29 protein-coding genes (1 of these 29 cut by a window edge) are annotated in these 26,477 nt (G+C 65.9%); 28 read left to right on the top strand and 1 reads right to left on the bottom strand.

Annotation, left to right across the window (positions count from 1 at the left end; translation table 11 throughout):
• Positions 1 to 88: 88 nt before the first annotated feature.
• From AC1PQG_RS20965 to AC1PQG_RS20945, 5 genes are all read left to right on the top strand, one after another.
• Positions 89 to 1,201: a WD40/YVTN/BNR-like repeat-containing protein gene (locus tag AC1PQG_RS20965; protein ID WP_481119684.1), complete on the top strand. Its 1,113-nt coding sequence runs from the start codon at positions 89 to 91 to the stop codon at positions 1,199 to 1,201.
• On the top strand, positions 1,198 to 3,597 hold the full coding sequence (locus tag AC1PQG_RS20960; protein WP_481119683.1) for an efflux RND transporter permease subunit: 2,400 nt from the start codon (positions 1,198 to 1,200) through the stop codon (positions 3,595 to 3,597). The genes AC1PQG_RS20965 and AC1PQG_RS20960 overlap by 4 nt, the downstream gene beginning before the upstream one ends.
• 10 nt (positions 3,598 to 3,607) lie before the next feature.
• Complete coding sequence (locus AC1PQG_RS20955) at positions 3,608 to 4,639, top strand: universal stress protein (protein ID WP_481119682.1); 1,032 nt, start codon at positions 3,608 to 3,610, stop codon at positions 4,637 to 4,639.
• Positions 4,640 to 4,786: 147 nt separating this feature from the next.
• The gene (locus AC1PQG_RS20950; RefSeq protein ID WP_481119681.1) at positions 4,787 to 6,211 is read left to right on the top strand and encodes a methyl-accepting chemotaxis protein; all 1,425 of its coding nucleotides are present in this window, start codon (positions 4,787 to 4,789) and stop codon (positions 6,209 to 6,211) included.
• Between the two features lie 62 nt (positions 6,212 to 6,273).
• Complete coding sequence (locus AC1PQG_RS20945) at positions 6,274 to 7,953, top strand: sigma 54-interacting transcriptional regulator (protein WP_481119680.1); 1,680 nt, start codon at positions 6,274 to 6,276, stop codon at positions 7,951 to 7,953.
• A 15-nt stretch (positions 7,954 to 7,968) separates the two neighbouring features.
• On the opposite strand, the gene AC1PQG_RS20940 is transcribed toward AC1PQG_RS20945, so the two are convergent.
• Positions 7,969 to 9,150, bottom strand: a complete 1,182-nt coding sequence (locus AC1PQG_RS20940; protein ID WP_481123039.1) for a sensor domain-containing diguanylate cyclase — start codon at positions 9,148 to 9,150, stop codon at positions 7,969 to 7,971.
• A 354-nt stretch (positions 9,151 to 9,504) separates the two neighbouring features.
• Between AC1PQG_RS20940 and AC1PQG_RS20935 the strand changes: the two genes are divergently transcribed.
• The 23 genes from AC1PQG_RS20935 to dnaB form a co-directional block, all read left to right on the top strand.
• Positions 9,505 to 9,828 carry a 2Fe-2S iron-sulfur cluster binding domain-containing protein gene (locus AC1PQG_RS20935; RefSeq protein ID WP_481119679.1) on the top strand — a complete coding sequence of 108 codons (324 nt, stop codon included), beginning with the start codon at positions 9,505 to 9,507 and terminating at the stop codon, positions 9,826 to 9,828.
• Between the two features lie 38 nt (positions 9,829 to 9,866).
• The gene (locus AC1PQG_RS20930) at positions 9,867 to 10,796 is read left to right on the top strand and encodes a catechol 2,3-dioxygenase (RefSeq protein WP_481119678.1); all 930 of its coding nucleotides are present in this window, start codon (positions 9,867 to 9,869) and stop codon (positions 10,794 to 10,796) included.
• Positions 10,797 to 10,805: 9 nt separating this feature from the next.
• Positions 10,806 to 11,063: a phenol hydroxylase subunit gene (locus AC1PQG_RS20925; RefSeq protein ID WP_481119677.1), complete on the top strand. Its 258-nt coding sequence runs from the start codon at positions 10,806 to 10,808 to the stop codon at positions 11,061 to 11,063.
• 24 nt (positions 11,064 to 11,087) lie between these two features.
• Complete coding sequence (locus tag AC1PQG_RS20920; protein ID WP_481119676.1) at positions 11,088 to 12,080, top strand: aromatic/alkene monooxygenase hydroxylase subunit beta; 993 nt, start codon at positions 11,088 to 11,090, stop codon at positions 12,078 to 12,080.
• Between the two features lie 9 nt (positions 12,081 to 12,089).
• The gene (locus tag AC1PQG_RS20915; protein WP_481119675.1) at positions 12,090 to 12,359 is read left to right on the top strand and encodes an MmoB/DmpM family protein; all 270 of its coding nucleotides are present in this window, start codon (positions 12,090 to 12,092) and stop codon (positions 12,357 to 12,359) included.
• Positions 12,360 to 12,373: 14 nt separating this feature from the next.
• Entirely contained in the window at positions 12,374 to 13,894 is a 1,521-nt protein-coding gene (locus AC1PQG_RS20910) for an aromatic/alkene/methane monooxygenase hydroxylase/oxygenase subunit alpha (RefSeq protein ID WP_481119674.1), read from the top strand.
• Between the two features lie 57 nt (positions 13,895 to 13,951).
• Positions 13,952 to 14,308, top strand: coding sequence for a phenol hydroxylase subunit P4 (locus tag AC1PQG_RS20905; RefSeq protein ID WP_481119673.1), 357 nt, complete (start codon positions 13,952 to 13,954; stop codon positions 14,306 to 14,308).
• 10 nt (positions 14,309 to 14,318) lie between these two features.
• Positions 14,319 to 15,374, top strand: coding sequence for a 2Fe-2S iron-sulfur cluster-binding protein (locus AC1PQG_RS20900; protein WP_481119672.1), 1,056 nt, complete (start codon positions 14,319 to 14,321; stop codon positions 15,372 to 15,374).
• A 162-nt stretch (positions 15,375 to 15,536) separates the two neighbouring features.
• The gene (locus AC1PQG_RS20895) at positions 15,537 to 16,997 is read left to right on the top strand and encodes a 2-hydroxymuconic semialdehyde dehydrogenase (protein WP_481119671.1); all 1,461 of its coding nucleotides are present in this window, start codon (positions 15,537 to 15,539) and stop codon (positions 16,995 to 16,997) included.
• A 23-nt stretch (positions 16,998 to 17,020) separates the two neighbouring features.
• Positions 17,021 to 17,818, top strand: coding sequence for a 2-oxopent-4-enoate hydratase (gene dmpE / locus AC1PQG_RS20890; RefSeq protein ID WP_481119670.1), 798 nt, complete (start codon positions 17,021 to 17,023; stop codon positions 17,816 to 17,818).
• Positions 17,815 to 18,618 (top strand): 2-oxo-3-hexenedioate decarboxylase, encoded by an 804-nt coding sequence (dmpH, locus tag AC1PQG_RS20885; RefSeq protein WP_481119669.1) that lies wholly within the window; start codon positions 17,815 to 17,817, stop codon positions 18,616 to 18,618. The genes dmpE and dmpH overlap by 4 nt, the downstream gene beginning before the upstream one ends.
• A 16-nt stretch (positions 18,619 to 18,634) precedes the next feature.
• A complete protein-coding gene (locus AC1PQG_RS20880) occupies positions 18,635 to 18,853 on the top strand; it encodes a tautomerase family protein (RefSeq protein WP_481119668.1) in 219 nt (72 codons plus the stop codon).
• Entirely contained in the window at positions 18,850 to 19,776 is a 927-nt protein-coding gene (locus tag AC1PQG_RS20875) for an acetaldehyde dehydrogenase (acetylating) (protein WP_481119667.1), read from the top strand. The genes AC1PQG_RS20880 and AC1PQG_RS20875 overlap by 4 nt, the downstream gene beginning before the upstream one ends.
• Positions 19,776 to 20,828, top strand: coding sequence for a 4-hydroxy-2-oxovalerate aldolase (gene dmpG / locus AC1PQG_RS20870; protein WP_481119666.1), 1,053 nt, complete (start codon positions 19,776 to 19,778; stop codon positions 20,826 to 20,828). The genes AC1PQG_RS20875 and dmpG overlap by 1 nt, the downstream gene beginning before the upstream one ends.
• Positions 20,829 to 20,895: 67 nt before the next feature.
• On the top strand, positions 20,896 to 21,831 hold the full coding sequence (locus AC1PQG_RS20865; RefSeq protein ID WP_481115808.1) for a catechol 2,3-dioxygenase: 936 nt from the start codon (positions 20,896 to 20,898) through the stop codon (positions 21,829 to 21,831).
• A gap of 14 nt (positions 21,832 to 21,845) precedes the next feature.
• Positions 21,846 to 22,601, top strand: a complete 756-nt coding sequence (locus AC1PQG_RS20860; protein ID WP_481119665.1) for an SDR family oxidoreductase — start codon at positions 21,846 to 21,848, stop codon at positions 22,599 to 22,601.
• A 10-nt stretch (positions 22,602 to 22,611) separates the two neighbouring features.
• Positions 22,612 to 23,043 (top strand): tautomerase family protein, encoded by a 432-nt coding sequence (locus AC1PQG_RS20855; RefSeq protein WP_481119664.1) that lies wholly within the window; start codon positions 22,612 to 22,614, stop codon positions 23,041 to 23,043.
• 296 nt (positions 23,044 to 23,339) lie between these two features.
• Positions 23,340 to 24,137 (top strand): aldolase/citrate lyase family protein, encoded by a 798-nt coding sequence (locus AC1PQG_RS20850; RefSeq protein WP_481119663.1) that lies wholly within the window; start codon positions 23,340 to 23,342, stop codon positions 24,135 to 24,137.
• Between the two features lie 156 nt (positions 24,138 to 24,293).
• Positions 24,294 to 24,677, top strand: coding sequence for a 30S ribosomal protein S6 (rpsF, locus tag AC1PQG_RS20845; RefSeq protein ID WP_481115804.1), 384 nt, complete (start codon positions 24,294 to 24,296; stop codon positions 24,675 to 24,677).
• Position 24,678: 1 nt separating this feature from the next.
• On the top strand, positions 24,679 to 25,023 hold the full coding sequence (gene priB, locus AC1PQG_RS20840; RefSeq protein WP_481119662.1) for a primosomal replication protein N: 345 nt from the start codon (positions 24,679 to 24,681) through the stop codon (positions 25,021 to 25,023).
• The gene (gene rpsR / locus AC1PQG_RS20835; RefSeq protein WP_153162030.1) at positions 24,995 to 25,264 is read left to right on the top strand and encodes a 30S ribosomal protein S18; all 270 of its coding nucleotides are present in this window, start codon (positions 24,995 to 24,997) and stop codon (positions 25,262 to 25,264) included. The genes priB and rpsR overlap by 29 nt, the downstream gene beginning before the upstream one ends.
• Positions 25,265 to 25,279: 15 nt before the next feature.
• Positions 25,280 to 25,729, top strand: a complete 450-nt coding sequence (gene rplI, locus AC1PQG_RS20830; protein ID WP_481115802.1) for a 50S ribosomal protein L9 — start codon at positions 25,280 to 25,282, stop codon at positions 25,727 to 25,729.
• Positions 25,730 to 25,828: 99 nt separating this feature from the next.
• Positions 25,829 to 26,477, top strand: partial view of a replicative DNA helicase gene (gene dnaB / locus AC1PQG_RS20825; protein WP_481119661.1) — the 5' end (the start) only. 755 nt of this gene lie beyond the right edge of the window; 649 of the gene's 1,404 nt are visible here — the first part of the coding sequence; its start codon is at positions 25,829 to 25,831; the stop codon falls past the right edge of the window.

The raw sequence follows: 26,477 nt of genomic DNA, 5'->3' as shown, positions 1-26,477 counted from the left end.
GTTCTTCCCTTGGTTTTCCGGCGGCCTGCCGTGGCCGGTGTCGCGAACACCGGTGCCGCGCGGCGGTGCTGCGGAACAGGTGTTCAAGATGCGATCCTCTCTCTCCGGTCGTCGGTCGCTGCGCCTCGCCGCGACCTTCTCCTTGCTCGCGCTGCTGGCGCCGGCCGCCAGTGCGGCTGACAGCCGCGCGGTGCCGGACCTGTTGGTGCAACCGGCCCAGCTCAATGCCCGCGCCGCCCATTCCCTGCAACTCTCCGTCGGCCGGGCCGGCAAGCGCCTGGTGTCGGTCGGCGAACGTGGCCTGGTACTGCTGTCCGACGACGATGGGCGCAGCTGGCGGCAGGCCAAGGCGGTACCGGTCAGCGTGGCGCTGACGGCGGTGCATTTCGTCTCCGACAAGCTCGGCTGGGCGGTCGGCCACAGCGGTGTGGTGCTGGGCAGCACGGACGGCGGCGAAACCTGGCAACGCCAGCTCGACGGCCGCCAGGCCGCGCAGATCGTCGTCGACAATGCCCGCGCGCAGCTCGCCGCCGGCGGTGACGCGGCGGCCCGCCATCTGCGCGAAGCCGAAGGCCTGCTGCAGGACGGGCCGGACAAGCCTTTCCTCGGTGTGTTCTTCGCCGATGCCCAGCACGGTTGGATCGTCGGTGCCTACGGCCTGGCGCTGGCCACCGCCGACGGCGGCAAGAGCTGGCAGTCCCTGATGACGCGCATCCCCAACCCGGGCGGCAAGCACCTCTATGCGGTCGGCCAGGACGCCGGCGGCCTGCTGATTGCCGGCGAGCAGGGCGTGCTGTTCCGCTCCACCGACGGCGGCGCCAGCTTCGTGCGCCTGCAGACGCCTTACGCCGGCACCTTCTTCGGTGCCTTGGGCCTCGGCGGCCAGGGCGTGCTGGCCTACGGCCTGCGCGGCAACGTATGGCGTGGCGACGGCGCCAGCTGGGCGCAGGTCGAACTGGCCCAGCCCGTCACGCTGACCGCCGGCCTGAAGCTGGCCGACGGCGCCGTGCTGCTGGCTGACGAAAGCGGCCGCCTGCTGCGCGGCGACGCGGCGGCAAGCCGCTTCACGCCGCTGGCCGCGTCCTTGCCCACCGGTCTCACCGGCATGGTCCAGGCCGCCGACGGCGCCCTGGTCGTTTCCGGCACCCGCGGTTTGAGCCGCGTGGAGCCCGCCACCCTCACTGCGGAAGCAAAGAAATGAGTCACGCCCACGATATCCCGGACGGCGTGGTGATCCGCGACCTCACGGCCTTCGATCCCCGCTCCGGCTCCCTGCCCGAACGCCTGCTGTTCAACAACCGCCTCGTCATCGTCGTCCTCTGCGCGCTGGTCAGCGTCTTCCTCGGCTACAAGGCCTTCGGCCTGTCGCTGAACGCGGCCTTCGAGAAGATGATCCCGACGAAGCACCCTTACATCGTCAACTTCCTGGAGAACCGCAGCCAGCTAGCCGGCATGGGCAACAGCCTGCGCATCGCGGTGGAGGCCAAGGACGGCACGATCTTCGATGCCGACTACCTCGACACGGTGAAGAAGATCTCCGACGAGCTGTTCCTGCTGCCCGGCGTGGACCGCCCCTACATGAAGTCCCTGTGGGCGCCGTCGGTACGGTGGACCGGCGTCACGGAGGACGGCCTCGACGGCGGTCCGGTAGTGCCCGACGACTACGACGGCTCCGCCGAGAGCCTGGCCCAGGTGCGTCTCAACGTCGAGCGCTCCGGCGAGGTCGGCCAGCTGGTGTCGGCCAACTACAAGTCGAGCATCGTGCTGGTGCCGCTGCAGGACAAGGTTGCCGAGACCGGCGCGCGCATCGACTACCACGAGCTGTCCCAGCGCATCGAGGCGCTGCGCGCCAAGTACGAGTCGGACAAGATCGCCATCCACGTGACCGGCTTCGCCAAGGTGGTCGGCGATCTCATCGAAGGCCTGCAGCAGGTGCTGCTGTTCTTCGCCGCCGCCATCGCCATCTGTACCGCGGTGCTGTACTGGTACACCCGCTGCCTGCGCAGTACGCTACTGGTAGTGCTGTGCTCGATGATCGCGGTGGTGTGGCTGCTCGGCCTGTTGCCGACCCTCGGCTACGAGCTGGACCCGTACTCGGTGCTGGTGCCCTTCCTGGTCTTCGCCATCGGCATGAGCCACGGCGCCCAGAAGATGAACGGCATCATGCAGGACGTGGGCCGCGGCACCCACAAGCTGGTCGCCGCCCGCTACACCTTCCGCCGCCTGTTCCTGGCCGGCATGACGGCGCTGCTCGCCGACGCGGTCGGCTTCGCGGTGCTGATGGTGATCGACATCCAGGTCATCCAGGATCTGGCCATCACCGCCAGCATCGGCGTGGCGGTGCTGATCTTCACCAACCTGGTGCTGCTGCCGATCCTGCTGTCCTACACCGGGGTCAGCCCCGAAGCGGCCCGCCGCAGCCTGCAGGCGGAGATCGCCGAGGCCGGCGACACGGCGCACCGCAAGCATCCGTTCTGGGCCTTCCTCGACCTGTTCACCCAGCGCAAGTGGGCCACCATTGCCGTGCTGGCCGGTATCGCGATGGGCCTCGCCGGCCTGGTGGTGAGCTTCCAGCTGAAGATCGGCGACACCGACCCCGGCGCGCCGGAGCTGCGCGCGGACTCCCGCTACAACCGGGACAACGCCTACATGGTGGCCAACTACGCGGCCAGCAGCGACGTGTACATCGTGATGGTGAAGACGCCCCAGTACGCCTGCGCCCACTACGACACGCTGACCGCCGTCGATGCGCTGGAGCGCGAGCTGCAGCAGCTGCCCGGCGTCGAGGCCACCAGCTCGCTGGCCGGCCTGGCCAAGGTCGCCAACGCCGGCATGAACGAAGGCAGCCTGAAGTGGTTCGAGATTCCCCGCTCCCAGGACAACCTCAACGCCATCATCACCCGCGCCCCGCGGGAGATGTTCAACCAGAACTGCGACCTGCTGACGGTGTACGCCTACCTCAAGGACCACAAGGCCGACACCCTCGCCAGCGTGGTGAAGGTGGTCGAGGACTTCGCAGGGCGGCACGCCACCGACGACCTGCGCATCCTCAACGCGGCCGGCAACGCCGGCATCGAGGCGGCCACCAACATCGTCGTCAAGAAGGCCAACGTGGAGATGCTCGGCCTGGTCTACCTGGCCGTGGTGGTGCTGGCCTTCATCACCTTCCGCTCCTGGCGGGCGGTGATCTGCGCGGTGTTGCCGCTGATGCTCACCTCGGTGCTGTGCGAGGCGCTGATGGTGGCGCTCAACATCGGTGTCAAGGTCGCGACCTTGCCGGTGATCGCGCTGGGCGTCGGTATCGGCGTGGATTACGCGCTGTACATCATGACCGTCACGCTGGCCCGCCTGAAGGGCGGCATGAGCCTGTCGGAAGCCTATTACAAGGCGCTCACCTTCACCGGCAAGGTGGTGGTGTTGACCGGCATCACGCTGGGTATTGCCGTCGCCACCTGGGCCTGGTCGCCGATCAAGTTCCAGGCCGACATGGGCATCCTGCTGGCCTTCATGTTCATCTGGAACATGCTCGGCGCGCTGATCCTGTTGCCGGCGCTGGGGCACTTCCTGCTGCGCCCGAAGAAGACCGCGATCGTCTAGGAGAACCGTCATGTACACGCATCTACTCGTACCCCTGGACGGTTCGGAACTGTCCGCCAGCCTGGTGAGCCAGGCCGTCGATTTCGCCCGTGCGCTGAAGGCGCGGATCACCTTCTTCACCGCCCGCGAGGACGTGGGCGGCAGCGGTGACGGGGCGCTACTGCGCACCCTGGCGCCGGAGGACTTTGCCGCGGCGGCGGCCGGCGAGGCCAGCGCGATCCTGGCCAAGGCGCTGGTGGCGGCGCGGGCCGTCGGGCTGGACTGCGAGGCGCTGGCCCGCACCGGCGCGCGGCCCTACGAACTGATCCTGTCCGTTGCCGCGGAGCGCGGCTGCGACCTGATCTTCATGGCCTCCCACGGCCATCGCGGCCTACGTGGGCTGATGCTCGGCTCCCAGACTCAGAAGGTGCTGGCCCACAGCAGCCTGCCGGTGCTGGTGGCCAGCGTCGAGAGCAACGTCGCCAACGACGCGGCCCGCGCGGCCATCGACATCATCAAGGACGAGCACCGCGCCATCGCCGCCGTCGTCAATGGCCTGCGCCGCCAGGCCGCGCGCCTGAAAGGAGAGGGCGCCGAAGCGCCGGATCTGGATTTCGTCGCGGGGCTGCTGCATTACCTCCGCGCCTTTCCCAACGTGCTGCATCACCCGAAGGAAGAGCGTCATCTGTTCAGCCGGCTGGCCCAGCGTGACGGCGGGCTGGATGCGCTGCTCGCGACGCTGGAGCAGGAACACCGGGACGGCGGCGCCCAGCTGGCGGCCATCGACGCACTGCTGGAGGAGGCGCGCCAGAACGTTGCGCGACAGGGTGAGCTGGCCGTGGCGATCGAGCGCTTTGCCGACGCCCAGTGGCAGCACATCAGCACGGAAGAGAAGCTGATCCTGCCGGCCGCGCGCCGTCTCCTCGGTGACGAGGACTGGCATGCCATCGAAGACGCCTTCCGCCAGAACGGCGACTGCCGCGTCGGTGGCGAGCAGGACCTGGCCTTCCGGCAGCTGTTCGTGCGATTGATGAACGACGAGGCCGGCGGCGCGACGCCTTGAAGAGCCGCCAGGCAAGCTCTCGCTGAGTGTGTTCAGGAAGATCGCGTGGGGGCGGGTGTATTCGCTCCCGCGCGCCGTTCCTCTGTCCCCAGGCTCTTTCAAAGAGGCGGTCTGCCTCGAACGAAAGCGAAGGGCGAAAGGCTTTTCATGACGATTGAAATTCTCTCCGCCGGGATCGGCCTGATCCTGATGGTGGCCGTTGGCGGGCTGGTGTTCGTGCTGGCGCGCCGTCCGCTGCGCCAGGTGCAGCACCAGCTCGACGCCATCCGCGGCGTGCTCGACGATAAAAGCGTTGCGCGCAACGCGGCGGACTCTGCGCGCAAGCTCGAAAGCCTGCTCCACGACAAGGTGAGCGCGGCGCGCCGCATGGGCGAGCTTGCGCGCAACCTGATGGTGTCCTCCGGCACGCTGGTGTCGTCCTTCACCGACGTTGTGCAGACTGCGGACGAGCAATCGGAGCTTGCGCTCGCCGCTTCGACCGCTGTCGATGGCATGGCGTCGGGCATTGCCGACGTGTCGAGCGAGGCGACCAAGCTGTTGAGTGTTGCGGCCGACGCCCACGACCGGGCGTCCAAGGGCGGGGGACGGGTGGCCGAGATGTCGGACAGCGTGCGCGAGCTGGCGGGTGTCGTGGGCGCGGTGGGCAGCGAGTTTGCCGGTGTGCATGCGCACATCGAGCAGATCGGCAAGATCGTGCAGATCATCCAGGGCATCGCCAGCCAGACCAACCTGCTGGCCCTCAACGCGGCCATCGAGGCGGCGCGGGCCGGCGAGCAGGGACGCGGCTTCGCGGTGGTGGCCGACGAGGTGCGCAAGCTCGCCGAGCGCACCAGCGAGGCGACGGTCAGCGTTGGCGAGATCATCGCCGCCATCGAGAGCGGCAGTGAGGGGCTCAACGTCTTGCTGGCGCGTGTGAAGGCGCAGGCCGGCGCCAGCGCCGACAGCACCGGCGAGGCGGCCCAGACCCTGGCGGCGATCGCCGACGGGGCCAGCCAGACGATGGCGGCGGTGGAGAACATCGTCAGCCGCGCCAACGGCGAAGCGGCCTCCGGCGGCCGCCTGGTGGACGAGATGGGCGGCGTGGCCGGCCTGGCGCGCACGCTGGATGAGCGCGTCAATGGCTGCGATGCCGGCCTGCGCCAGCTGATGACCGGGCTGGTCGAGCTGAACGGCCTCAGCGTAGCCATCGACGTGCGCCGCGATGCGCTGGTGGCGCTGCTCGATGCCATCGAGGAGACGCGCACCAACAGCATCCTGGTGGTCAATTCGCGCAACCGCGAGCAGGCGCTGCCGCACGTGGAGCGTATCGAGGCGCTCGACGGCGTCGTCGATGGCCAGCTGGCGCAGATCGAGCGCAGCGTGCAGGACGCGCCCGGGCGGCAGGCGGTGCAGGCCTTCAAGGCTTGTCTGCAGGATTACCGCCGTGCCCGCAGCGGCATGCTGGAGCGGGCCCGGGCTGGCGATCTGGCGTGGATCCGCACGCAAGGTATCGAGCGCGTGCGCCCGGCCTACCGGGCGCTGAAGGAAGCCTACGGGGCGCTGGCCGCCGGCCGGACCGCCGGCATCGCCTAGCCGGGGAAGGGGCGGAGTACAGTACACCCACGAACGGCACGTCCGATGCCGCGGAGAGGGGAATGACGAAAACCAGACTGATCGAGCAGTTCAACCTGCGCTCGCGCCTGCGCTTCAACCTCGAGCAGGGGGAGATCTGGCTCGACGAGAACCGCATGCTGCTGTTCCACGCCCGTGCGATGGGGGCGCTGCGCCGGGAGCTGTTCGACTCCCTCGGCGTTGAGCGGGCCCGCGGCCTGCTGATCCGCATGGGCTTCGCGTCCGGCCAGCAGGACGCGGAGCTGGCCAAGAAGCTGTTTGGCAGCGGCGATCCCGATGACGTCTTCCGCATCGGGCCGGAACTGCACGCCTTCGAAGGGCTGGTGCGCTCCAACATCGTGCAGTCCGACCTCGACTGGGAGCGCGGCAGCTTCGCCGGCGAGGTGGACTGGGACAATTCCTGGGAAGCCGACTCCCACCTGCAGCAGTTCGGCATCGGTGGGGACCCGGCCTGCTGGACGCTGGTCGGCTATGCGTCCGGTTACGTCACGCAGTTCTTCAACCGTCTGATCGTCTTTCGCGAGACCACCTGCACCGCCTGTGGCGACGCCCATTGCCACATCGTCGGCAAGCCGGCCGAGGAGTGGGGCGACGACGGCTACCTGGACTACTTCAAGCCCGACAACCTGCAGGGCCAGCTGGAGGAGATGCGCGAGGAGATCAGCCGCCTGCGCAAGACCCTCTGTGCGTCCCGACCGGCGGGCAACCTGATCGGCGCGTCGCCGGGCTTCAAGGCGGCCTTCGACCTGGTCGGCAAGGCAGCGGCCAGCCCGATCACCGTGCTGCTGCTCGGCGAGACCGGCGTCGGCAAGGAGATGTTCGCGCGCTGGATCCACGACCACGGCAGCCGCTCCGACAAGCCCTTCGTGGCCGTCAATTGCGCCGCGATCCCCCACGACCTGCTGGAGTCCGAGCTGTTCGGCGTGCAGAAGGGCGCCTACACCGGCGCCCAGACCTCGCGGCCGGGGCGTTTCGAGCGGGCCCACGGCGGTACGCTGTTCCTCGACGAGGTCGGCGACCTACCGCTGGCGGCCCAGGTCAAGCTGCTGCGGGTGCTGCAGACCGGCGAAGTGGAGCGCCTCGGCGACGATCAGGTCCGCAAGGTGGATGTACGCCTGGTGACGGCCACCAACGTGGACCTGCAGCAGGCTATCGCCGCCGGGCGCTTTCGTGCCGACCTGTATTACCGGCTGGCGACCTACCCGGTGCTGATTCCGCCGCTGCGCGAACGGCGCAGCGACATCCCGCTGCTGGCGGCGGCGTTGATCGAGAAGTACGAGGCGTCGTACCACAAGAAGCTGCAGGGCATCAGCGACCGGGCCATGCAGGCGCTGATGGGCTACCAGTGGCCGGGCAATGTGCGCGAGCTGCAGAACCTCATTGAGCGTGGCGTGCTGCTGGCGCCCAGCGGCGGACTCATCGAGATCGAGCACCTGTTCGCCGGCGGCGCGCCGGTGACGGCACCGGGGGCCGAGGTGGACCGGGCCGGCGTGGTCGGCAATGAACGGGACGACAGCCGCAACCGCCTGTACGAGGCAATTCTCAACGAAGGCTTCGACCTGGAGCGGCACGAGGCCAGATTGCTGGAGCTGGCGGTGCAGCGCGCCAACGGCAATCTCACCCATGCCGCGCGCCTGCTCGGCATCACGCGGCGTCAGCTGGCCTACCGGTTGCGCCAGGGGACGGTGGCGGCGGAAGGCTGACGCATCCGGGGCAGATCAACCCGCGACGGGCTGCGGTGCTGGCATGGCCGTTGCCGACTCGGTCGGGGCGTGGATCACCACCCGGTTGCGGCCGCCGGTCTTGGCCTTGTAGAGCGCCTGGTCGGCGACGCGGAGCAGGGTCTCAGGATCGGCGCCATGGGCTGGGAACAGCGCCACGCCGATCGACAGGCTCAGTGGGCCCGGCAGATCGTCACGGGCCTGACCCAAGTCGGAAAAGCCCTGCCGCCATTGCTCGGCCCGTTCGTGGGCGGCCGATTCCGGCAGGCCCGGCAGCAGCATCACGAACTCCTCGCCGCCGAAGCGGCAGGCCACGTCTTGCTGGCGTGCCTCGCGGGCCAGCAGGCGGCCGAGTTCCTGCAGCACCAGGTCGCCGATCTGGTGTCCATGTCCATCGTTCACCTGCTTGAAATGGTCCACGTCGATCAGCATCAGACACAGGGGCTGGCCCTGGCGGGAGCAGCGGGCCAGCTCGCGCTCGAAGGTGTCGATCAGGTAGCGCCGGTTGAACAGGCCGGTGAGGGCGTCCCGGTTGGCCTGTTCATGCAGGTTGCGCTGTAGCGCGAGGTTCTCGGCCAGTTGCTGCTGCAGCGATTCGTTGGCCTGGCGCAGCTCCTGTTCCCGCTGCTTGAGGTTCTCGCGCACGGCGCGCAGCAGCAGCGCACGGGTGTGGGCGATCCGGCCGATGCCCAGCAGGTACCAGCTGAGGCCGAACACGCACAGGCCGGTGATCCACGGGTTGTCTTCAGGAACGAACTGGAAACCGCCGATGCCGATGCCGAGCAAGGCGCCCAGCCCAAAGGCGCCGAAGGCCAGGAAGATGCCGCGGTAGCCCTGGCTGATGGCGTTGTTGATTGCTGTGCTGATGAGCAGCGTGAAGGTGATCCACAGCGGAAAGCCGGTCGCGGAAACCCAGATGGCGACCAGGATGCAGTCAAGAACCAGATTCTGCAGTTCCGCCCGTTGGGAGTTTTCCGCATGGCAGGCGCGCCGGTAAATCAGGTGCGGATAGACCAAGAACTGCAGGGTCAGCAGTAACCACACCCAAGCCGCGTACCCCCGGCCGGCCAAGTGGAGAGAGAAGAACGCGAAGGCATTGACGAAGGATATCGAGCGCATGACCCAGTGCGCCCTGACGATCCAGTGGGGGTGGCGAGAGGCGGTCGGGGACGGTGGCATCACGCGATTATCCCCGTGGCCTTATGCCAATGTGTGTGTACGTCATGTCAATTTGCATGCTGGTGTGACAAAGCACCGGAGTGGACTGCGATTGGGGCTTGCCGTTTGCGCCGGAATTTTCATTTTTTCGCTTGCTGCAGCGCAGCTTGACGCTTTTGTCAGGCAAAAAAAACCCATCGACAAAAGCGTCAGGTGCCCCCAAAGGGCGGCAGCGCCGTTTTTCTAGCGAGGCCTTAATAATCAGATGTTTAGCGGAGTGGCACGGCATCTGCATTAGATGAGTTAAGCGCGGCATAAATGAAGTTGATCAAAGCCGCCGATTGACGAAAACGTCGATACACATCTGGAGGAGCCATGGCCCACACCGTAAGCATCGAAGACGCGGACGTCCGCTACGCCTGCGCACCGCAGGAATCCCTGCTTTCCGGCCTGCACCGGCTGGGCCTGCGCGGCATTCCGGTGGGCTGCCGCGGCGGCGGCTGCGGCGTCTGCAAGGTCGAGATCACCGAAGGCGAGTTCAGCACCCGCACGATGAGCCGGGATCACGTCTCCGACGATGACTTGGCGCACCGCCGGCTGCTGGCCTGCCGGGTGTACCCCTCCAGCGACCTTTCCCTGAAGGTGATCGGCAAGTTGCAGAAGAAGGTCTGCACGCCTGCGGATCGCCCGCTTCCCTGAAAAACCGTTCGATACATCCATATAAAAGGAGACGAGATATGGCGCTTACCGGTGTTCTTCGTCCTGGCCATGCCCAGGTTCGTGTGCTGAATCTGGAAGAAAGCGTGCGCTTCTACCGTGACGTGCTGGGCTTGGTGGAAACCGGCCGTGACGCCCAGGGGCGGGTCTATTTCAAGTGCTGGGACGAGCGTGACCACAATAGCTACGTGATCCGCGAGGCGGATCGGGCCGGCATCGACTTCTTCGGCTTCCGCGTGCTGGACAAGGCGACCCTCGACAAGTTCGACGCCGACCTGCGCGCCTACGGCCTCTCCACCGAGCGCATCCCTGCCGGCGAGATGCTGGAGACCGGTGAGCGGGTGCGTTTCACGCTGCCCTCCGGCCATGTGATGGAGCTGTTTGCCGACAAGACCAAGGTTGGCAACGGCATCCCCCTCGTCAATCCGGCCCCGTGGTGCAAGGCCCGCGACCATGGTATCGCCCCGATCCGCCTCGACCACGCGCTGCTCTATGGGCCCAACGTGGCGGAAGTGCAGAAGATCTTCACCGAAGTGCTCGGTTTCTACCTCGTCGAGCGGGTGCTGACGCCGGACGGCAACGCCAATGCGGCGATCTGGCTGTCCTGTGGGCAGAAGGTGCACGACATCGCCTTCGCCGAGTACCCGGAGCCGGGCAAGCTGCACCACTGTTCCTTCCTGATGGAGAGCTGGGATCAGGTGCTGCGCGCCGGCGACATCATGTCCATGAACCAGGTGGCAGTGGACATCGGCCCGACCCGCCACGGCGTGACCCGTGGCTGCACGATCTACGCCTGGGACCCGTCCGGCAACCGTTTCGAAACCTTCATGGGCGGCCACCTGCCGTATCCCGATTACGAAACGATGACCTGGACCTTCGACAACTTCGGCCAGGGCCTCGACTACCCGCAGCGCAAGCTGCACGAGACCTTCCTGTCCGTCGTCAGCTGAGCGCCGGCCATGACGAGCATCCACCCGCCGCTGGACACCGCCCGGCGCTTCGTGCGCCTCAGCGGCGAGCGTCCCAATGGTTTCGTCGAGTTCGAGTTCGCCATCGGCGAGCCGGAGATCTTCGTCGAGATGATCCTCGGCCGCGAGGCCTTCGCCGAGTTCTGCACGGCCAACCGGGTGGAAATGCTGCCGCCGCGGGACCCCGATGCGCCCGCGGACGACTGGGACTGGCGCCTCACCGACGCCACCCACACCCGCTTCAAATAATCCGAATACCCGGAGACACACAACATGCAGATCGACCTCCGCACGGTCGCCATCCAGCCCCAGCGCCAGGCCTTCGACCACTTGGTGCGCCGCTTCGGCGACAAGCCGGCTTCCCGCTACCAGGAAGGCAGCTACGACATCCAGGCTGCCGAAAACCTGCACTACAAGCCCACCTGGGCGCCCGAAAAGGAACTCTACGATGCCAGCCTGACCCGCATCGTGATGCAGGACTGGTATGCGCTGAAAGACCCGCGCCAGTTCTACTACAGCACCTACACGCTGACCCGTGCCCGCCAGCAGGAGACTGCCGAGGCCAACTTCGCCTTCGTCGAATCCCGCGGCCTGGCCGACATGCTGCCTGACGAGCTGCGCGACGTTGCCCTCAAGGTGCTGGTGCCGCTGCGCCACGCCGCCTGGGGAGCCAACCAGCACAACACCTTCATCTGCGGCTACGGCTACGGCACCACCTTTACCCAGCCGTGCATGTACCACGCGATGGACAACCTGGGCATCGCCCAGTACCTGTCGCGCCTCGGGCTGCAGCTCGGCGACACCGACGCGCTGGAGGCCGGCAAGCAGGCCTGGCTGGACGATGCCGCGTGGCAGCCGCTGCGCCGCTACGTCGAAGATTGCCTGGTGCTGCGCGATCCGTTCGAACTGTTCGTCGCCCAGAACGTGGCCCTCGACGGTCTGCTGTATCCGCTGGTGTACGAGCGCATCGTCGATGAGCACCTGTCGGTGCGCGGCGCCTCCGCGGTGGCGATGCTGACCCAGTTCATGAGCGACTGGTTCGACGAGACCCGCAAGTGGGTCGATGCGGTGCTCAAGGTGGCCGCCGCCGAATCGGAGCACAACCGCGACGTGCTGCAGGACTGGACCCGCAGCTGGAGCGCCCGCGCCGCGTCGGCGATGGTGCCCATCGTCGAGCTGGCCCTCGGCGCCGAAGCCGACGAGGCGGTCGGCCAACAGCTCGCCGCGCTGACCGCGCGCATCCAGAAAACCGGCATTCCGCTCTGAGAGGTTTACATGTCTACCGTATTCATTGCCCTCCAGGCCAACGAGGAAACCCGCCCGATCATCGAGGCCATCGAGATCGACAACCCCCAGGCAGTCGTCAATCGCCAGCCGGCGATGGTCAAGATCGATGCCCCGGGACGCCTGGTGATCCGCAAATCGACGATCGAAGAGCAGCTCGGCCGCGAGTTCGATCTGCAGGAACTGCACATCAACCTGATCTCGCTCACCGGCAACGTGGTTGAAGACGACGAAACCCTGACCCTGAGCTGGAACAGCTGAAAGAGGAGACCGCCATGGATATGAAAGTCGCCAAGAAGAAGCTTGGTCTGAAAGAGAAGTACAAGTTGATGACCCGCGACCTGGGTTGGGATACCACCTACCAGACTAAGGAGGACGTGTTCCCCTACGTCGGCTACGAGGGTATCAAGATCCATGACTGGGAAAAGTGGGAAGACCCCTTCCGCCTGACCATGGATGCCTACTGGAAATATCAGGCCGAGAAGGAGCGCAAGTTCTACGCGATCATCGACGCCCACGCCCAGAACAACGGCCACCTGAACCTCACCGACGCGCGCTACCTGTCGGCGCTGAAGATCTTCCTGCAGGCCATCAGCCCCGGCGAATACGCCGCCCACAAGGGCTTCGCCCGCGTCGGCCGCGAGTTTCCCGGCGTCGGTACCCAGGTTGCCTGCCAGATGCAGGCCATCGACGAGATCCGCCACGCCCAGACGCAGATCCACGCGATGTCCAACTACAACCGGTATTACAACGGTTTCCATGCCTTCGCGGACACCCGCGACCGCATCTGGTACACCTCGGTGGCGCGCTCCTTCTTCGACGACGCGATGTCGGCCGGGCCCTTCGAGTTCATGATCGCCATCGGTTTCAGCTTCGAGTATGTGCTGACCAACCTGCTGTTCGTGCCCTTCATGTCGGGCGCGGCCTACAACGGCGACATGGCGACGGTGACCTTCGGCTTCTCGGCCCAGTCCGACGAAGCCCGCCACATGACGCTGGGCCTGGAGTGCATCAAGTTCATGCTCGAACAGGACCCGGACAACCTGCCCATCGTCCAGAACTGGATCGACAAATGGTTCTGGCGCGGCTTCCGCGTGCTCGGCCTGGTCAGTACGATGATGGACTACATGCTGCCCAAGCGCGTGATGTCCTGGCGCGAAGCCTGGGACATCTACGGCGTGGAGAACGGTGGCGCGCTGTTCAAGGACCTGGCGCGCTACGGCATCAAGCCGCCGAAGGGCTGGGACGACGCCGAGAAGGCCATCGACCACATGTCCCACCAGTTCATGCTGGGCCTGTACCAATGGAGCTTCGGCACCGCCTTCCACAGCTGGATTCCGTCCGAGGACGACATGAACTGGCTGTCCGCCAAGTATCCGGACACCTTCGACAAGTACTACCGCCCGCGCTGGAAGCACATCAAGAAGCTGGCCGACGCCGGTACGCCGTTCAAGAACTACGGCCTCGCCAAGCTATGCCAGTGCTGCCAGCTGCCGACCGTGTTCACCGAGCCGGACGACCCGACCCTGACCTGCCACCGGGAGAGCGTTTACAACGGCCAGAAGTACCACTTCTGCTCCGACGGCTGCAAGAACGTCTTCGACAACGAGCCGGAGAAATACGTGCAGGCCTGGCTGCCGATGCCGCAGCTGTTCCAGGCACCGATCAACGGCGATCTGGGTGCCTGGATGGAGTGGGTCAGCTTGCGCGATGGCAAGGACAACGGCGACTACGCCGGCTCCGAGGACCAGCAGAACTTCGAAGCCTGGCGCGGCCTGGCCACCACCAACCAATAAGACAGACCGCTCGGGGCGGCCGGCCCCGGCCCCCCCCGACGCGACGAGGAGACTCAAATGACCGTAGCTGCAATCCGTGAATACATCGGCGTGCCGCGCGACAGCGTGGAAAATTTCGGCGGCAAGCAGATCGTGTACGCCAGCTGGGACCGCCACCTGCTGTTCGCCGCGCCCTTCCTGCTGTGCCTGCCGCCCGAGACGCGCTTCCGCGACCTCGTCGAAGGCCCGCTGACGGCCTTGGTGCAGGCTGACCCGGACGCCGCGGCCCTCGACTGGACGAAGGTCGAATGGCTGAAGGACAACCAGCCGTGGACGCCGGATTTCGACGCCAGCCTGGCGGACAACGGCATCGGCCACAAGGACCAGCTGCGCTTCCGCACGGTCGGCCTCAACAGCCTGTCGGCGGCGGCCTGAGGAGTGCGTAATGAGCTATGAGCTGACCATCGAACCCCTCGGTCAGACCATCGAGATCGAGGAGGGGCAGACCATCCTCGATGCCGCACTGCGCGCCGGCATCTATCTGCCCCACGCCTGTTGCCACGGCCTGTGCGCCACCTGCAAGGTGCAGGTGAGCGACGGCGAGGTGGAGCACGGCGAAGCGTCCAGCTTCGCGCTGATGGACTTCGAGCGGGACGAGGGCAAGTGCCTGGCCTGCTGCGCCACGGCCCAGAGCGACCTGGTGATCGAGGCGGAGATCGAGGAAGATCCGGACGCCGAGAACCTGCCGGTGCGGGATTTCGACGGCACCGTGACGCGCATCGAGTCCCTCACGCCGACCATCAAGGGCGTGTGGATCAAGCTCGACGAGCCGATGCGCTTCCAGGCTGGCCAATATGTGAACCTCGAGCTGCCCGGCGGTCTCGGCAGCCGGGCCTTCTCCATCGCCAGTGCGCCGTCGTCGGACGGCGAGGTGGAGCTCAATATCCGCATCGTGCCGGGCGGGCAGGGCACCACCTATGTTCACGAGAAGATGCAGGCCGGCGAGAAGGTCCGCATCAGCGGGCCTTACGGGCGCTTCTTCGTGAAGAAGTCGGCCCAGGTGCCGGTGCTCTTCATGGCCGGCGGTTCTGGCCTGTCGAGCCCGCGCTCGATGATCCTCGATCTGCTGGAAGAGGGCTTCGAGCTGCCGATCACGCTGGTGTACGGCCAGCGCACGCGGGACGAGCTGTACTACCACGACGACTTCCTGGCGCTGGCCGAGAAGCATTCCAACTTCCGCTACGTGCCGGCCCTGTCGAACGAACCGGAAGGCTCCGGCTGGAGTGGTTTCCGCGGCTTCGTGCATGAGGCCGCCAAGGCCGCCTTCGACAACGACTTCCGCGGCAACAAGGCCTATCTATGCGGCCCGCCGCTGATGATCGAGGCCTGCATCACCACGCTGATGCAGGGGCGTTTGTTCGAGCGGGATATCTACACCGAGAAGTTCATCTCCGCGGCCGACGCCCAGCAGGTGCGCAGCCCGCTGTTCAAGGCGATCTGAGTGGATCGGCGCGTGGGGCGCCGATTTCTCGCGCCGATTTTGATACCTAAAAGGTATTCGATACTCAGAACTAAAGTATTGGACGGTATAGGGTGCCATTCTTAGACTGGCTTCCATACCGGCTCAGCCCGGATGGCATCCAGACAACATACCGAGGTAAGCATGCGTCTCATCGAGAATTTCATCGGCGGCGAATACACCGCCGGCCTCAGCGGCAAGACCTTCGAGAAGCGCTCGCCGGTGGACAACCGGGTCATCGCGCGGATCAGCGAGGCTGGCCGCGGCGAGGTGGATGCGGCCGTGCAGGCCGCGCGGGCGGCCCTCCACGGGGAATGGGGCGGGCTCACGCTGGAGCAGCGCGTCGACCTGCTGTACGGCGTGGCCGACGAGATCACCCGCCGCTTCGAGGACTTCGTCGCCGCCGAGATGGCCGACACCGGCCAGCCGTCCCACGTCATGCGGCAGGTGTTCATTCCGCGCGGCGCGGCCAACTTCAAGGTCTTCGCCGACATGGTCAAGAACGTGCCGGCGGAGTCCTTCCAGATGTCCACGCCGGACGGCCGCGGTGCGCTGAACTACGCGATCCGCGTGCCCAAGGGCGTGATCGGCGTGATCAGCCCGTGGAATGCGCCTTTCCTGCTGATGACCTGGAAGGTCGGTCCGGCGCTGGCTTGTGGCAACACGGTGATCGTCAAGCCGTCCGAAGAGTCGCCGCACACGGCGGCGCTGCTCGGCGAGGTGATGAACGCGGTGGGCATCCCGAAGGGCGTCTACAACGTGATCCACGGTTTCGGGCCGGATTCCGCTGGTGAATTCCTGACCCAGCATCCGGGCGTCGACGCGATCACCTTCACCGGCGAGACGCGCACTGGCTCGGCGATCATGAAGGCCGCCTCGAACGGCATGCGCGACGTGTCCTTCGAGCTCGGCGGCAAGAACGCCGGGATCGTCTTCGCCGACGCGGATTTCGACGCGGCGGTGGACGGCATCTTCCGCTCGGCCTTCCTCAATACCGGGCAGGTCTGCCTGGGTACCGAGCGGGTGTATGTGGAACGGCCGATCTTCGACAAGTTCGTCGCGGCGCTGAAGACCAAGGTCGAGGCGGTCAAGTTCGGCCGCCCGGAGAACCACGACGCCAACTACGGCCCGCTGATCAGCCAGGAGCACCGCCAGAAGGTCCTGTCCTACTACCGCAAGGCGGTGGAGGAGGGGGCCACCGTGGTGACCGGCGGCGGCGTGCCCGACATGCCCGCCGAACTGGCCGAAGGTGCCTGGGTGCAGCCGACGATCTGGACCGGCCTGCCGGAAAGCGCAGCGGTCGTGCAGGAGGAGATCTTCGGCCCGTGCTGCCACATCCGCCCATTCGACAGCGAGAACGAGGTCGTGCAGCTCGCCAATGCCACCGACTACGGCCTGTCCACGACGATCTGGACCACCAACCTGGCCCGTGCCCACCGTGTGGCAGCGCGCGTCGAGGTGGGCATCACGTGGATCAACAGCTGGTTCCTGCGCGACCTGCGCACGCCCTTCGGCGGCTCCAAGCAGTCCGGCATCGGCCGCGAGGGTGGTGTGCATTCGCTGGAGTTCTACACCGAGACCAGAAACATCTGCGTGAAGCTCTGACGCACTCCCCACAGGACAGAGAGATGAACGAAGAACAAATCCAACGCTACGGCGACGCGCTGTACGACGCGTGGCGTGAGCGCCGCACGATTGCGCCGCTGCTCGAGCAGGAGCCGGACATCACCCTTGCCGACGCCTACCGCATTCAGCTGCGCTATATCGAGCGCCGCGTGGAGGCCGGTGAGACCATCGTCGGCAAAAAGATCGGCGTGACCAGCAAGCCGGTGCAGGACTTCCTCGGCGTGTTTCAGCCGGATTTCGGCCAGCTGACGTCGGGCATGGTCTATCAGGAAGGCGACGTGATCGACCTGGGTACGCTGATCCAGCCCAAGGCCGAGGCCGAGCTGGCCTTCGTGTTGAAGGAAGACCTGCGGGGGCCGGGTGTCACCGCGATGGACGTGATCCGCGCCACCGACTACGTGGTGCCGTGTTTCGAGATCGTCGATTCGCGCATCCGCGACTGGAAGATCAAGATCCAGGACACCGTGGCAGACAACGCCTCCTGCGGCGTGTATGTGCTCGGCAAGACCAAGGGCGACCCGCGCAAGCTCGACATCACGCTGGCCGGCATGGTGCTGGAGAAGAACGGCGAGCTGCACTCCACCGGCGTCGGTGCGGCGGTGCAGGGCTCGCCGGCCAACGCGGTGGCCTGGCTGGCCAACACCCTCGGCGAGCTGGGTATTCCCTTCAAGGCCGGCGAGGTGATCCTGTCCGGTTCCCAGTCGGCGCTGGTGCCGGTCGTCGATGGCGACGAGTTGGTGTGCACGGTCGGCGGCCTTGGCAGCTGCCGCGTCAAATTTTCCGGCAGGAGCGCCGTATGAGCATGGAAATCACCCTGTCCCGCGAGGACATCGTCCGCCTGTGCGAGCGCGTCGAAGGTGCGCAGACCCGCGCCTACGCCATCCCCAAGCTGACCGACGAATATCCCGGCATGACCATCGGCGACGGCTACGCCGTGCAGCTGGAGCTGCGCCGGCGCTTCCTCGCCCGTGGCCACAAGCAGGTCGGCTGGAAGGCCGGCCTCACCTCCAAGGCCAAGATGAAGCAGATGGGCGTCGACGTGCCGTCCATCGGTTTCCTCACCGACCGCATGGCGCGGCCGGAGAACGCTGCCATCTCCACCTCCGACCTGGTCCATCCGCGCGTCGAGTGCGAGGTCGCCTTCGTGATGAAGGACGAGCTGACGGGGCCGGGCTGCACCGCCGCCGCCGTGCTGGCGGCGACGGATTACGTGTTGCCGGCGGTGGAGATCATCGATTCGCGCTTTTCCGGCTTCAAGTTCGACCTGCCCAGCGTGGTGGCGGACAACGGCTCGTCGGCCCGCTTCGTCGGCGGCGGCCGCGCCCGCTACGCGAAGGACCTGGACCTGCGGACCCTCGGCGTGGTGCTCGAGAAGAACGGCGAGATCGTCGCCATGGGCGCCTCCGCCGCGGTGCTCGGCCACCCGGCCGAGGCCATCGCGATGCTGGTGAACATCCTCGCCGAACTCGGCGAGAGCCTGCCCGCCGGCAGTTTCGTGATGAGCGGCGGCATCACCGAGGCCATCGCGGTCAAGCCGGGCGACAGCGTGATCGCCCGTTTCCAGGAACTGGGCAGCGTGTCGATGCGCTTCGTCGAATAAGCCCGAGGAGAACCCCATGCCAATTATCGAAATGCACATGATGGTGGGCCGCACCACCGAGCAGAAGCACAAGGTTGCCGCGGCGGTGACCGAGGCGGTGGCGAAGAGCCTCGACTGCAGCGCCGACACCGTCCGCATCCTGATCACCGAACACGCCACCGACGGTTTCTACGTCGCCGGACAGACCATGGCCCAGCGCGCCGCCGCGCGGGCCGCCCAGGAGCAGAACGCATGAAGAAGATCCGCTGTGCCTTGATCGGCTCCGGCAACATCGGCACCGACCTGATCTACAAGATCCAGCGCAGCCCGGTGCTGGAGCCGGTGTGGATGGTCGGCATCGACCCCGAATCCGAAGGCCTCGCCCGCGCCCGCAGCATGGGCCTGAAGACCACAGCCGAAGGCGTGGACGGCCTCCTGCCCCACGTGATGGAAGACAACATCCAGATCGCCTTCGACGCCACCAGCGCCTATGTGCATGCGGAGAACAGCCGCAAGCTCAACGAGCTGGGCGTGCTGATGATCGACCTGACGCCGGCCGCCATCGGCCCCCTGTGCGTGCCGCCGGTGAACCTGCGCGAGCACGCCGACAAGCTGGAGATGAACGTCAACATGATCTCCTGCGCCGGCCAGGCGACGATTCCCATCGTCAATGCGGTGTCGCGCATCCAGAGCGTCGGCTACGCCGAGATTGTCGCCAGCCTGGCCTCCAAGTCGGTCGGCCCGGGTACCCGCGCCAACCTGGACGAATTCACCTACACCACCTCTAACGCCATCGAGGTCGTCGGCGGCGCCCGCAAGGGCAAGGCGCTGGCCATCATCAACCCGGCCGAACCGCCGCTGATCATGCGCAACACCATCTACTGCCTCACCGACGAGGCGCCGGACGAGGCGCGCATCACCGCCTCGGTGCTGGAGATGATCAAGGAAGTGCAGAAGTACGTGCCGGGCTACCGGCTGGTGAATGGCCCGGTGTTCGACGAGACGCCGAAGGGGCACCGCGTGTCGGTGTTCATGGAAGTGGCCGGCCTCGGCGACTACCTGCCCAAGTACGCCGGCAACCTGGACATCATGACTGCGGCGGCGACCCGCACCGCCGAGATGTTCGCCGAGGAGATCCTCGCCGGAAAGATCAAGCTGCAAGCCATGGAGGTGGCGTGATGAGCGCATCCAGCCTGAAGGGCCGCAAGGTCATCCTGCACGACATGTGCCTGCGCGACGGCATGCATGCCAAGCGCGAACAGATCAGCGTCGACCAGATGGTCAAGGTCGCCACTGCCCTCGACGGCGCCGGCGTGCCCTACCTGCAGGTCACCCACGGGGCGGGGATGGGCGGCAACTCCCTGCAGCACGGCTTCGCACCCCACAGCAACGAGGAATACATCTCGGCGGTGGCCTCGCGGATGAAGCAGGCCAAGGTGTCGGTGCTGCTGATTCCCGGCCTCGGCACGATGCGCGAGCTGCAGTCCGCCTACGACTGCGGCGCCCGCAGCGTGCATGTGGCAACCCACTGCACCGAGGCCGACACCTCGCCGCAGCACATCGCCTTTGCCCGCAAGCTGGGCATGGACACCACCGGCTTCCTGATGATGGCCCACCTCAACGACCCGGCCGGCATCGCCAAGCAGGGCAAACTGATGGAGGACTACGGCGCCCACACGGTGTACGTCACCGACTCGGCCGGCTACATGCTGCCGGAGGACGTGAAGGCCCGCGTGCAGGCCCTGCGCGACGTGCTCAAGCCGGAGACGGAGATCGGCTTCCACGGCCACCACAACCTGGGCATGGGCATCGCCAATTCCATCGCCGCCATTGAGGCCGGCGCGATCCGCATCGACGGTTCGGTGGCTGGCCTCGGCGCCGGCGCCGGCAACACGCCGTTGGAGGTGTTCGCCGCCGTCTGCGAGCGGATGGGCATCGACACCGGCGTGGATCTGTTCAAGCTGATGGATGCCGCCGAGGACATCATCGTGCCGATGATGGACCACATGGTCCGCGTCGACCGCGAATCCCTGACCCTCGGTTTCGCCGGCGTCTATTCGACCTTCCTGCTCCATTCCAAGCGGGCAGCCGAGCGTTTTGGCGTGCCGGCGCGGGACATCCTGGTGGAGCTGGGCCGCAAGAAGATGATCGGCGGCCAGGAGGACATGATCATGGACACCGCGATGACCATGGCCAAGGAACGCGGCCTGCTGAAGGAAGTTGCCGCCTGATACCCGCCACGACGGGGCGCCCACGCAGGCGCCCCGCAATCCACACCTTTCAACGGAGACAAAAAACATGGCACTCAGAGGACTGCTGCGCATGGGCGAGGTCGCATTGCGCGTGCTCGACATGGGCGAAGCGCGCGAGCACTACGGCAAGCGCATGGGGCTGCACGAGGTGATGACCGACGCCGCCGGCCAGGTGTACTACAAGGCCTGGGACGAGCACGACCACCATTGCCTGGTGCTGCGCGAGGCCGACTCGGCCGGCATCGACTACTTCGCCTTCAAGGTCTTCGACGATGCGACGCTCGACACGCTGGAACCAAAGATCCGCGCTTTCGGCCTGCAGGTGGAGCACATCGAGGCCGGCGTCTACCCGAAGAGCGGGCGGCGTCTGCAATTCACGCTGCCCAGCGGCCACGTGATGCAGCTCTATGCCCATAAGGAGCAGACCGGCAACAGCATGCCGCTTCTTAATCCCGGGGTCTTGCCGGACGAGGGCGTGATCCGCGGCTTCCGCATCAACCGTCTCGACCATGCGCTGCTCGGCGGCGTGAACATCGACGAATCAGCGCGCCTGTTCACCGAGGTCTTCGATTTCGACCTCAGCGAGCGCCTGATCGACGCCGAGAGCGGCCAGTCCCTGGCGCTGTTCCTGAGCTGCACCACTACGCCCCACGACATCGCCTTCGTGCTGCAGCCGACGCCGGGGCGCTTCCACCATGTGTCCTTCCTGCTCGAATCGGTGACCGACGTGATCCACGCGGCGGACCTGATCGGCAAGTACCGCATTCCGGTGGACGTGGGCCCGAACCGGCACGGGGTGACCCGCGGAGCGACGATCTACTTCTTCGACCCGTCGGGCAACCGCAACGAAGTGTTTTCCGGCGGCTACGTGCATTACCCGGATACGCCGACCCTCACTTGGGACACCACCGAACTGGGCCACGCGACCTTCGCGCAGGACAACGTGGTGCGTGAGAGTTTCCTTACGGTGCTGACGGGTTGAAAGGACCCCTGAACATGAATACGGCAGAAGAACTGGCCATCGTGGTCGGCGCCACCGGCGCCTTCGGCAATGCAATCGTGGACCGCCTGACGGCTGCCGGCCTCGGCGTGGTAGCGGTCGCCCGCAGCGCTGATTCGTTGGCAGCCCTGCAGGACCGGGTGCCCGGCCTGACGGCCTGTGTGGCCGACATCGGTGACGATTCGGCGATCTCGGCCATCGCCGCGGCCGTCAACCGGCCGGTGCGGATGGTGGTGCATGGCCCCGGCGTGGCGGTGGCGGGCGGCATCCTCAGCGCGCCGACGGCGAGCATGGTGGATGCGGTGAACATCAAGGTCGGCGGCCTGCTGCGCCTGACGCGGGCGGTTGATGGTTTGCTGTCGGCGGGCTCGCGGATTGTCGCCATTGGCGGCCATTACGGCTTCGAGCCGACGGCCTATGCAGCAGCGGCCGGCGTGGCCAACGCGGCGCTGGTGAATGTGGTGCGCCAGCTCAGCCTGGCCTACGGTGCGCGGGGCGTGACGGCGCACTTGATTGCGCCGGGGCCGGCCGACACCGAGCGCCTGCGCCGGGTTGCCGCCGACCGTGCCGCGCTGCGCGGCATCACGGTGGACGAGGTGCTGGCCGAGATGCTCGCCGATTCGTCCATCGGCCGTTTCACGACGCCGGAGCAGGTGGCCTGGGCGGTGGCGCTGCTGCTCGCCCCCGAGGCGGATTCCATGACCGGCTCCAGCCTGATGCTCGATTCCGGCCGTCGCCGCGGCCTGCCTTAGGAGACTCCCGATGCCGATCGTCAATTTCCATCTCGTCGAAGGCATGAGCACGCCCGAGCAGGACGAACGCCTGCTCATCGGCGCTTGTCGCTTCTACGCGGAAGTACTCGATGCGCCGGTGGACCGGGTGCGTGCCTTCATCACGCCCCATCGGCCGTCGCAGATGGCGGTGGCCGGCGATCTGGTGGCGCACAACGGGCTGCATGCGCCGTGGTTCGACTGCATCGTGCTCGAAGGGCGCTCGCTGGAGCAGCGCCAGCGCCTGCTGAGGGGCTTCACCGATCTGCTCGTGGATGTGCTCGGCGTGCGCCGTGAGCTGGTGCGCGGTTGCTGCCGGCGCGTCCCGCCCGAGGATTGGGCCATCGGCGGCGAGCCAGCCAGTGTGTTGCGCAAGGACGAGGTTGAAGCGCGAGCCCGGGCGGCGGCCTCGGGCGCCGCGTGAGTTTCGGGCCTCACCCTTGCGTTTCCCGCGACCGACTTTATTCCTCTCCTCCCTGAATTTGTCGGTCGTTGCTTGACCCCCGCGCGGCCCGTCGCCGCGCGGGGGATTTTTTTATGGTGCCGGACGTGGCTTATGATGTGCCGAATCAGCCAGGAAGCACATGCCGGGATACAGCTGGGCTGGCGCGGCCTCTGCCGAAGCTGGAGGGGCAAGCCTTGCTGCGATCTTTTTGCGCCGGGCGGTAAAGCTGCCGGGCAGGCTGGATTAGACAACAACGTGTGAAGGATGGGGACCGCATGGAATTACAGAACAACCGCTTCAAGCAGCGCCTGCTGGCGGGTGAACTGCAGTATGGCCTGTGGCTCGGGCTGTCGGAGATCTTCAGTGCCGAGATCTGCGCCGGCGCCGGCTTCGACTGGCTGCTGATCGACGCCGAGCACGGCCCGAACGATCTGCGCTCGATCTTCGCGCAATTGCAGGCTATCGCGCCCTACGATTCGCAGCCCGTCGTACGGCCGCCGCAGGGCGACCACGTTTTGATCAAGCAGTTGCTGGAAACCGGCGTGCAGACCTTGCTGATCCCGATGGTCGAATCGGGCGAGCAAGCCCGACACCTGGTCGAGGCGATGCGCTATCCGCCGGAAGGCATCCGCGGGGTCGGCAGTTCGATCGCCCGCGCTGCGCGCTGGGGGCGGATCACCGATTACGCTGAGCGGGCCAACGACCAGATGTGTCTGCTGGTGCAGGTGGAGACCCGTACTGGCCTGGAGAATCTCGATGCGATCCTGGCGGTGCCGGGCGTCGACGGGGTGTTCTTTGGTGCTGTGGATCTGGCCGCGTCCTTCGGCCTGCTTGGCCAGCCGAATCACCCGGACATTGTGGCGCGCATCGAGGACGGTCTGCGGCGTACCGCGGCCTGTGGCAAGGCCGGCGGCGTGCTGTGTGGCAATCGGGAGCTGGTTGCCCGCTACCGGGATGCCGGAGCACGCTTCATTGCCGTCGGTGTCGATGGAATGTTGTTGGCGGCGGCTACGTCCGAGCTCTGCGCTTCCTTCAAGGGCGGCGGTTTTGGCGGGGTGGGCGGCTACGGCTGAGCCCGCGTTGGCCTGGGCGGGTCTTGCAAAATGCCCGCTAATGTGCCAACATCGCCGGCTCCCTCGGGATAGGAAAGGGTTTTCTTACTATCCGCCGACGGGCAACCTTGTCCTACCGTTCGCATGACGGAGGGCTTTTATCCACAAGGAGATTCCATGCGGCATTACGAAGTCGTATTCATCGTTCACCCCGATCAGAGCGAGCAGGTTCCTGCCATGATCGAGCGTTATCGTTCCCTCGTGACCTCCCAGAACGGCCAGATCCATCGTCTGGAAGACTGGGGTCGTCGTCAGCTGGCCTACCCGATCCAGAAGATCCACAAGGCTCACTACGTGCTGATGAACATCGAGTGCGATCAGTCCACCATTGCTGAGCTCGAGCACGGCTTCAAGTTCAACGACGCCGTCCTGCGTTACCTGTCCATCCGCACCAAGCGCGCCGTGACCACCCCGTCGCCGATGATGAAGGAAGAAAAGGCTCGTTCCCTGACTTCCGGTGCTGATGAGGCCAAGCCGGCTGCCGAGCAGCCCGCTGCCTGAGTTGCAGGAAGCGCAGCGCAACAGTTTTGAGATTGATGGCGTCCTGACCGAGATCGGCGCCTTGCGTTACTCCCCCGGCGGTGTGCCGGTGCTGGCAGGGCGCTTGGAACACCGGTCCCGGCAGGTCGAAGCAGGTGTGGAGCGGGATGTAAGCCTCGAGCTGCAGGTTGTGGCTCTGGGGGACAAGGCGAAATTGCTCGCCAGTGCCCGTCTAGGATCTCCGGCGCATGTCGTTGGATTTCTCGCCGCCAAAAGCCTGCGTAGCCGGACGCCTGTATTGCACATCGATACGATCGAATTTTTGGAAGGAATGAATCATGGCATTCAAGCCAGCAATGAAGCGTAAGGACGACCGTGGCGGTCGCAGCCTTTTCAAGCGTCGCAAGTTCTGCCGTTTCAGTGCAGAGAAGATTGAAGAGATCGATTACAAGGATGTGGACATCCTGAAGGATTTCATCACCGAAAACGCCAAGATCATGCCGGCACGCATCACCGGCACCAAGTCTGGTTACCAGCGTCAGCTGTCCACCGCGATCAAGCGTGCCCGCTTCCTCGCCCTGCTGCCCTACACCGACCTGCATCAGTAATTCCGGAGAGACAGCATGCAAATCATTCTTTTGGACAAGGTTGTCAATCTGGGTGGCCTCGGTGACGTGGTCAAGGTCAAGGATGGTTACGCTCGTAACTTCCTGATCCCGCAAGGCAAGGCCAAGCGTGCCAACGCCGCTAACCTGGCTGAGTTCGAAGCCCGTCGTGCCGAGCTCGAGCGCATCGCTGCCGAGCAGCTGGCTGCCGCTCAGGCTCGTGGCGAAAAGCTCGAAGGCTCTGTCGTGACCATCTCCCGCAAGGCAGGTGTCGATGGCCGTCTGTTCGGTTCCGTGACCAACGCTGACATCGCTGAAGCGCTGAAGGCCCTGGGTTTCGAAGTCGAGAAGTCTGCCGTCCGCATGCCGGAAGGCCCGCTGAAGGTTGTCGGCGAGTTCCCGCTCGTCGTCTCCCTGCATACCGACGTGACTGCTAACATCGCTGTCACGGTGGTTGGCGAGAACTGATCGTCAGGAGAGCTTCTGCTCCCCATGAAAAAGGCTGCCTCGTGCAGCCTTTTTTGTTTTCTGGCCAGCCTGACTGGTTTCCTGTGTTGTTGAAGACCCATGCGCAAATCCGATAGCCATTCCGAAGATCCCGTGATGTCCTCCCTGCGGCTGCCGCCGCATTCCATCGAGGCGGAGCAGTCGCTATTGGGCGGCCTGCTGATCGACAACTCAGTGTGGGAGCGTGTTGGCGACATCGTCAATGAAGCCGATTTCTACCGGGACGATCACCGGCGCATCTTCCGCCATATCGCCAAGCTGGTGGAGATGGGCAAGCCGGCCGACGTGGTGACGGTGTTCGAGAGCCTTGAGAAGAATGGTGAGGCTGAGCATGTCGGTGGCCTTGCCTATCTCGGTGAGATCGCCAACAGCACGCCGTCGGCGGCGAACGTGCGGCGCTATGGCGAGATCATTCGGGAGCGGGCGATCCTGCGCAAGCTGGTTTCCGTGGGTGACGATATTGCCGCCAGTGCGCTGACGCCATCGGGCAAGGATGCCAAGACCCTGCTCGATGAGGCGGAAGCCAAGGTGTTCGAGATCGCAGAAGCTGGCGCGCGGACGGTCAGCGGTTTTCAAGCCATTCAGCCGATCCTGGGGCAGGTGGTTGATCGCATTCAGGAGCTGTATGACCGTGATTCGCCGGCGGGCATTACGGGCGTACCGACGGGGCTGGCCGATCTGGATGAGAAGACCTCAGGCCTGCAACCGT

The sequence above is a fragment of the Zoogloea sp. GDB6 genome, from assembly GCF_056724105.1.
This window is presented reverse-complemented; position numbering and strand designations above follow the sequence as displayed.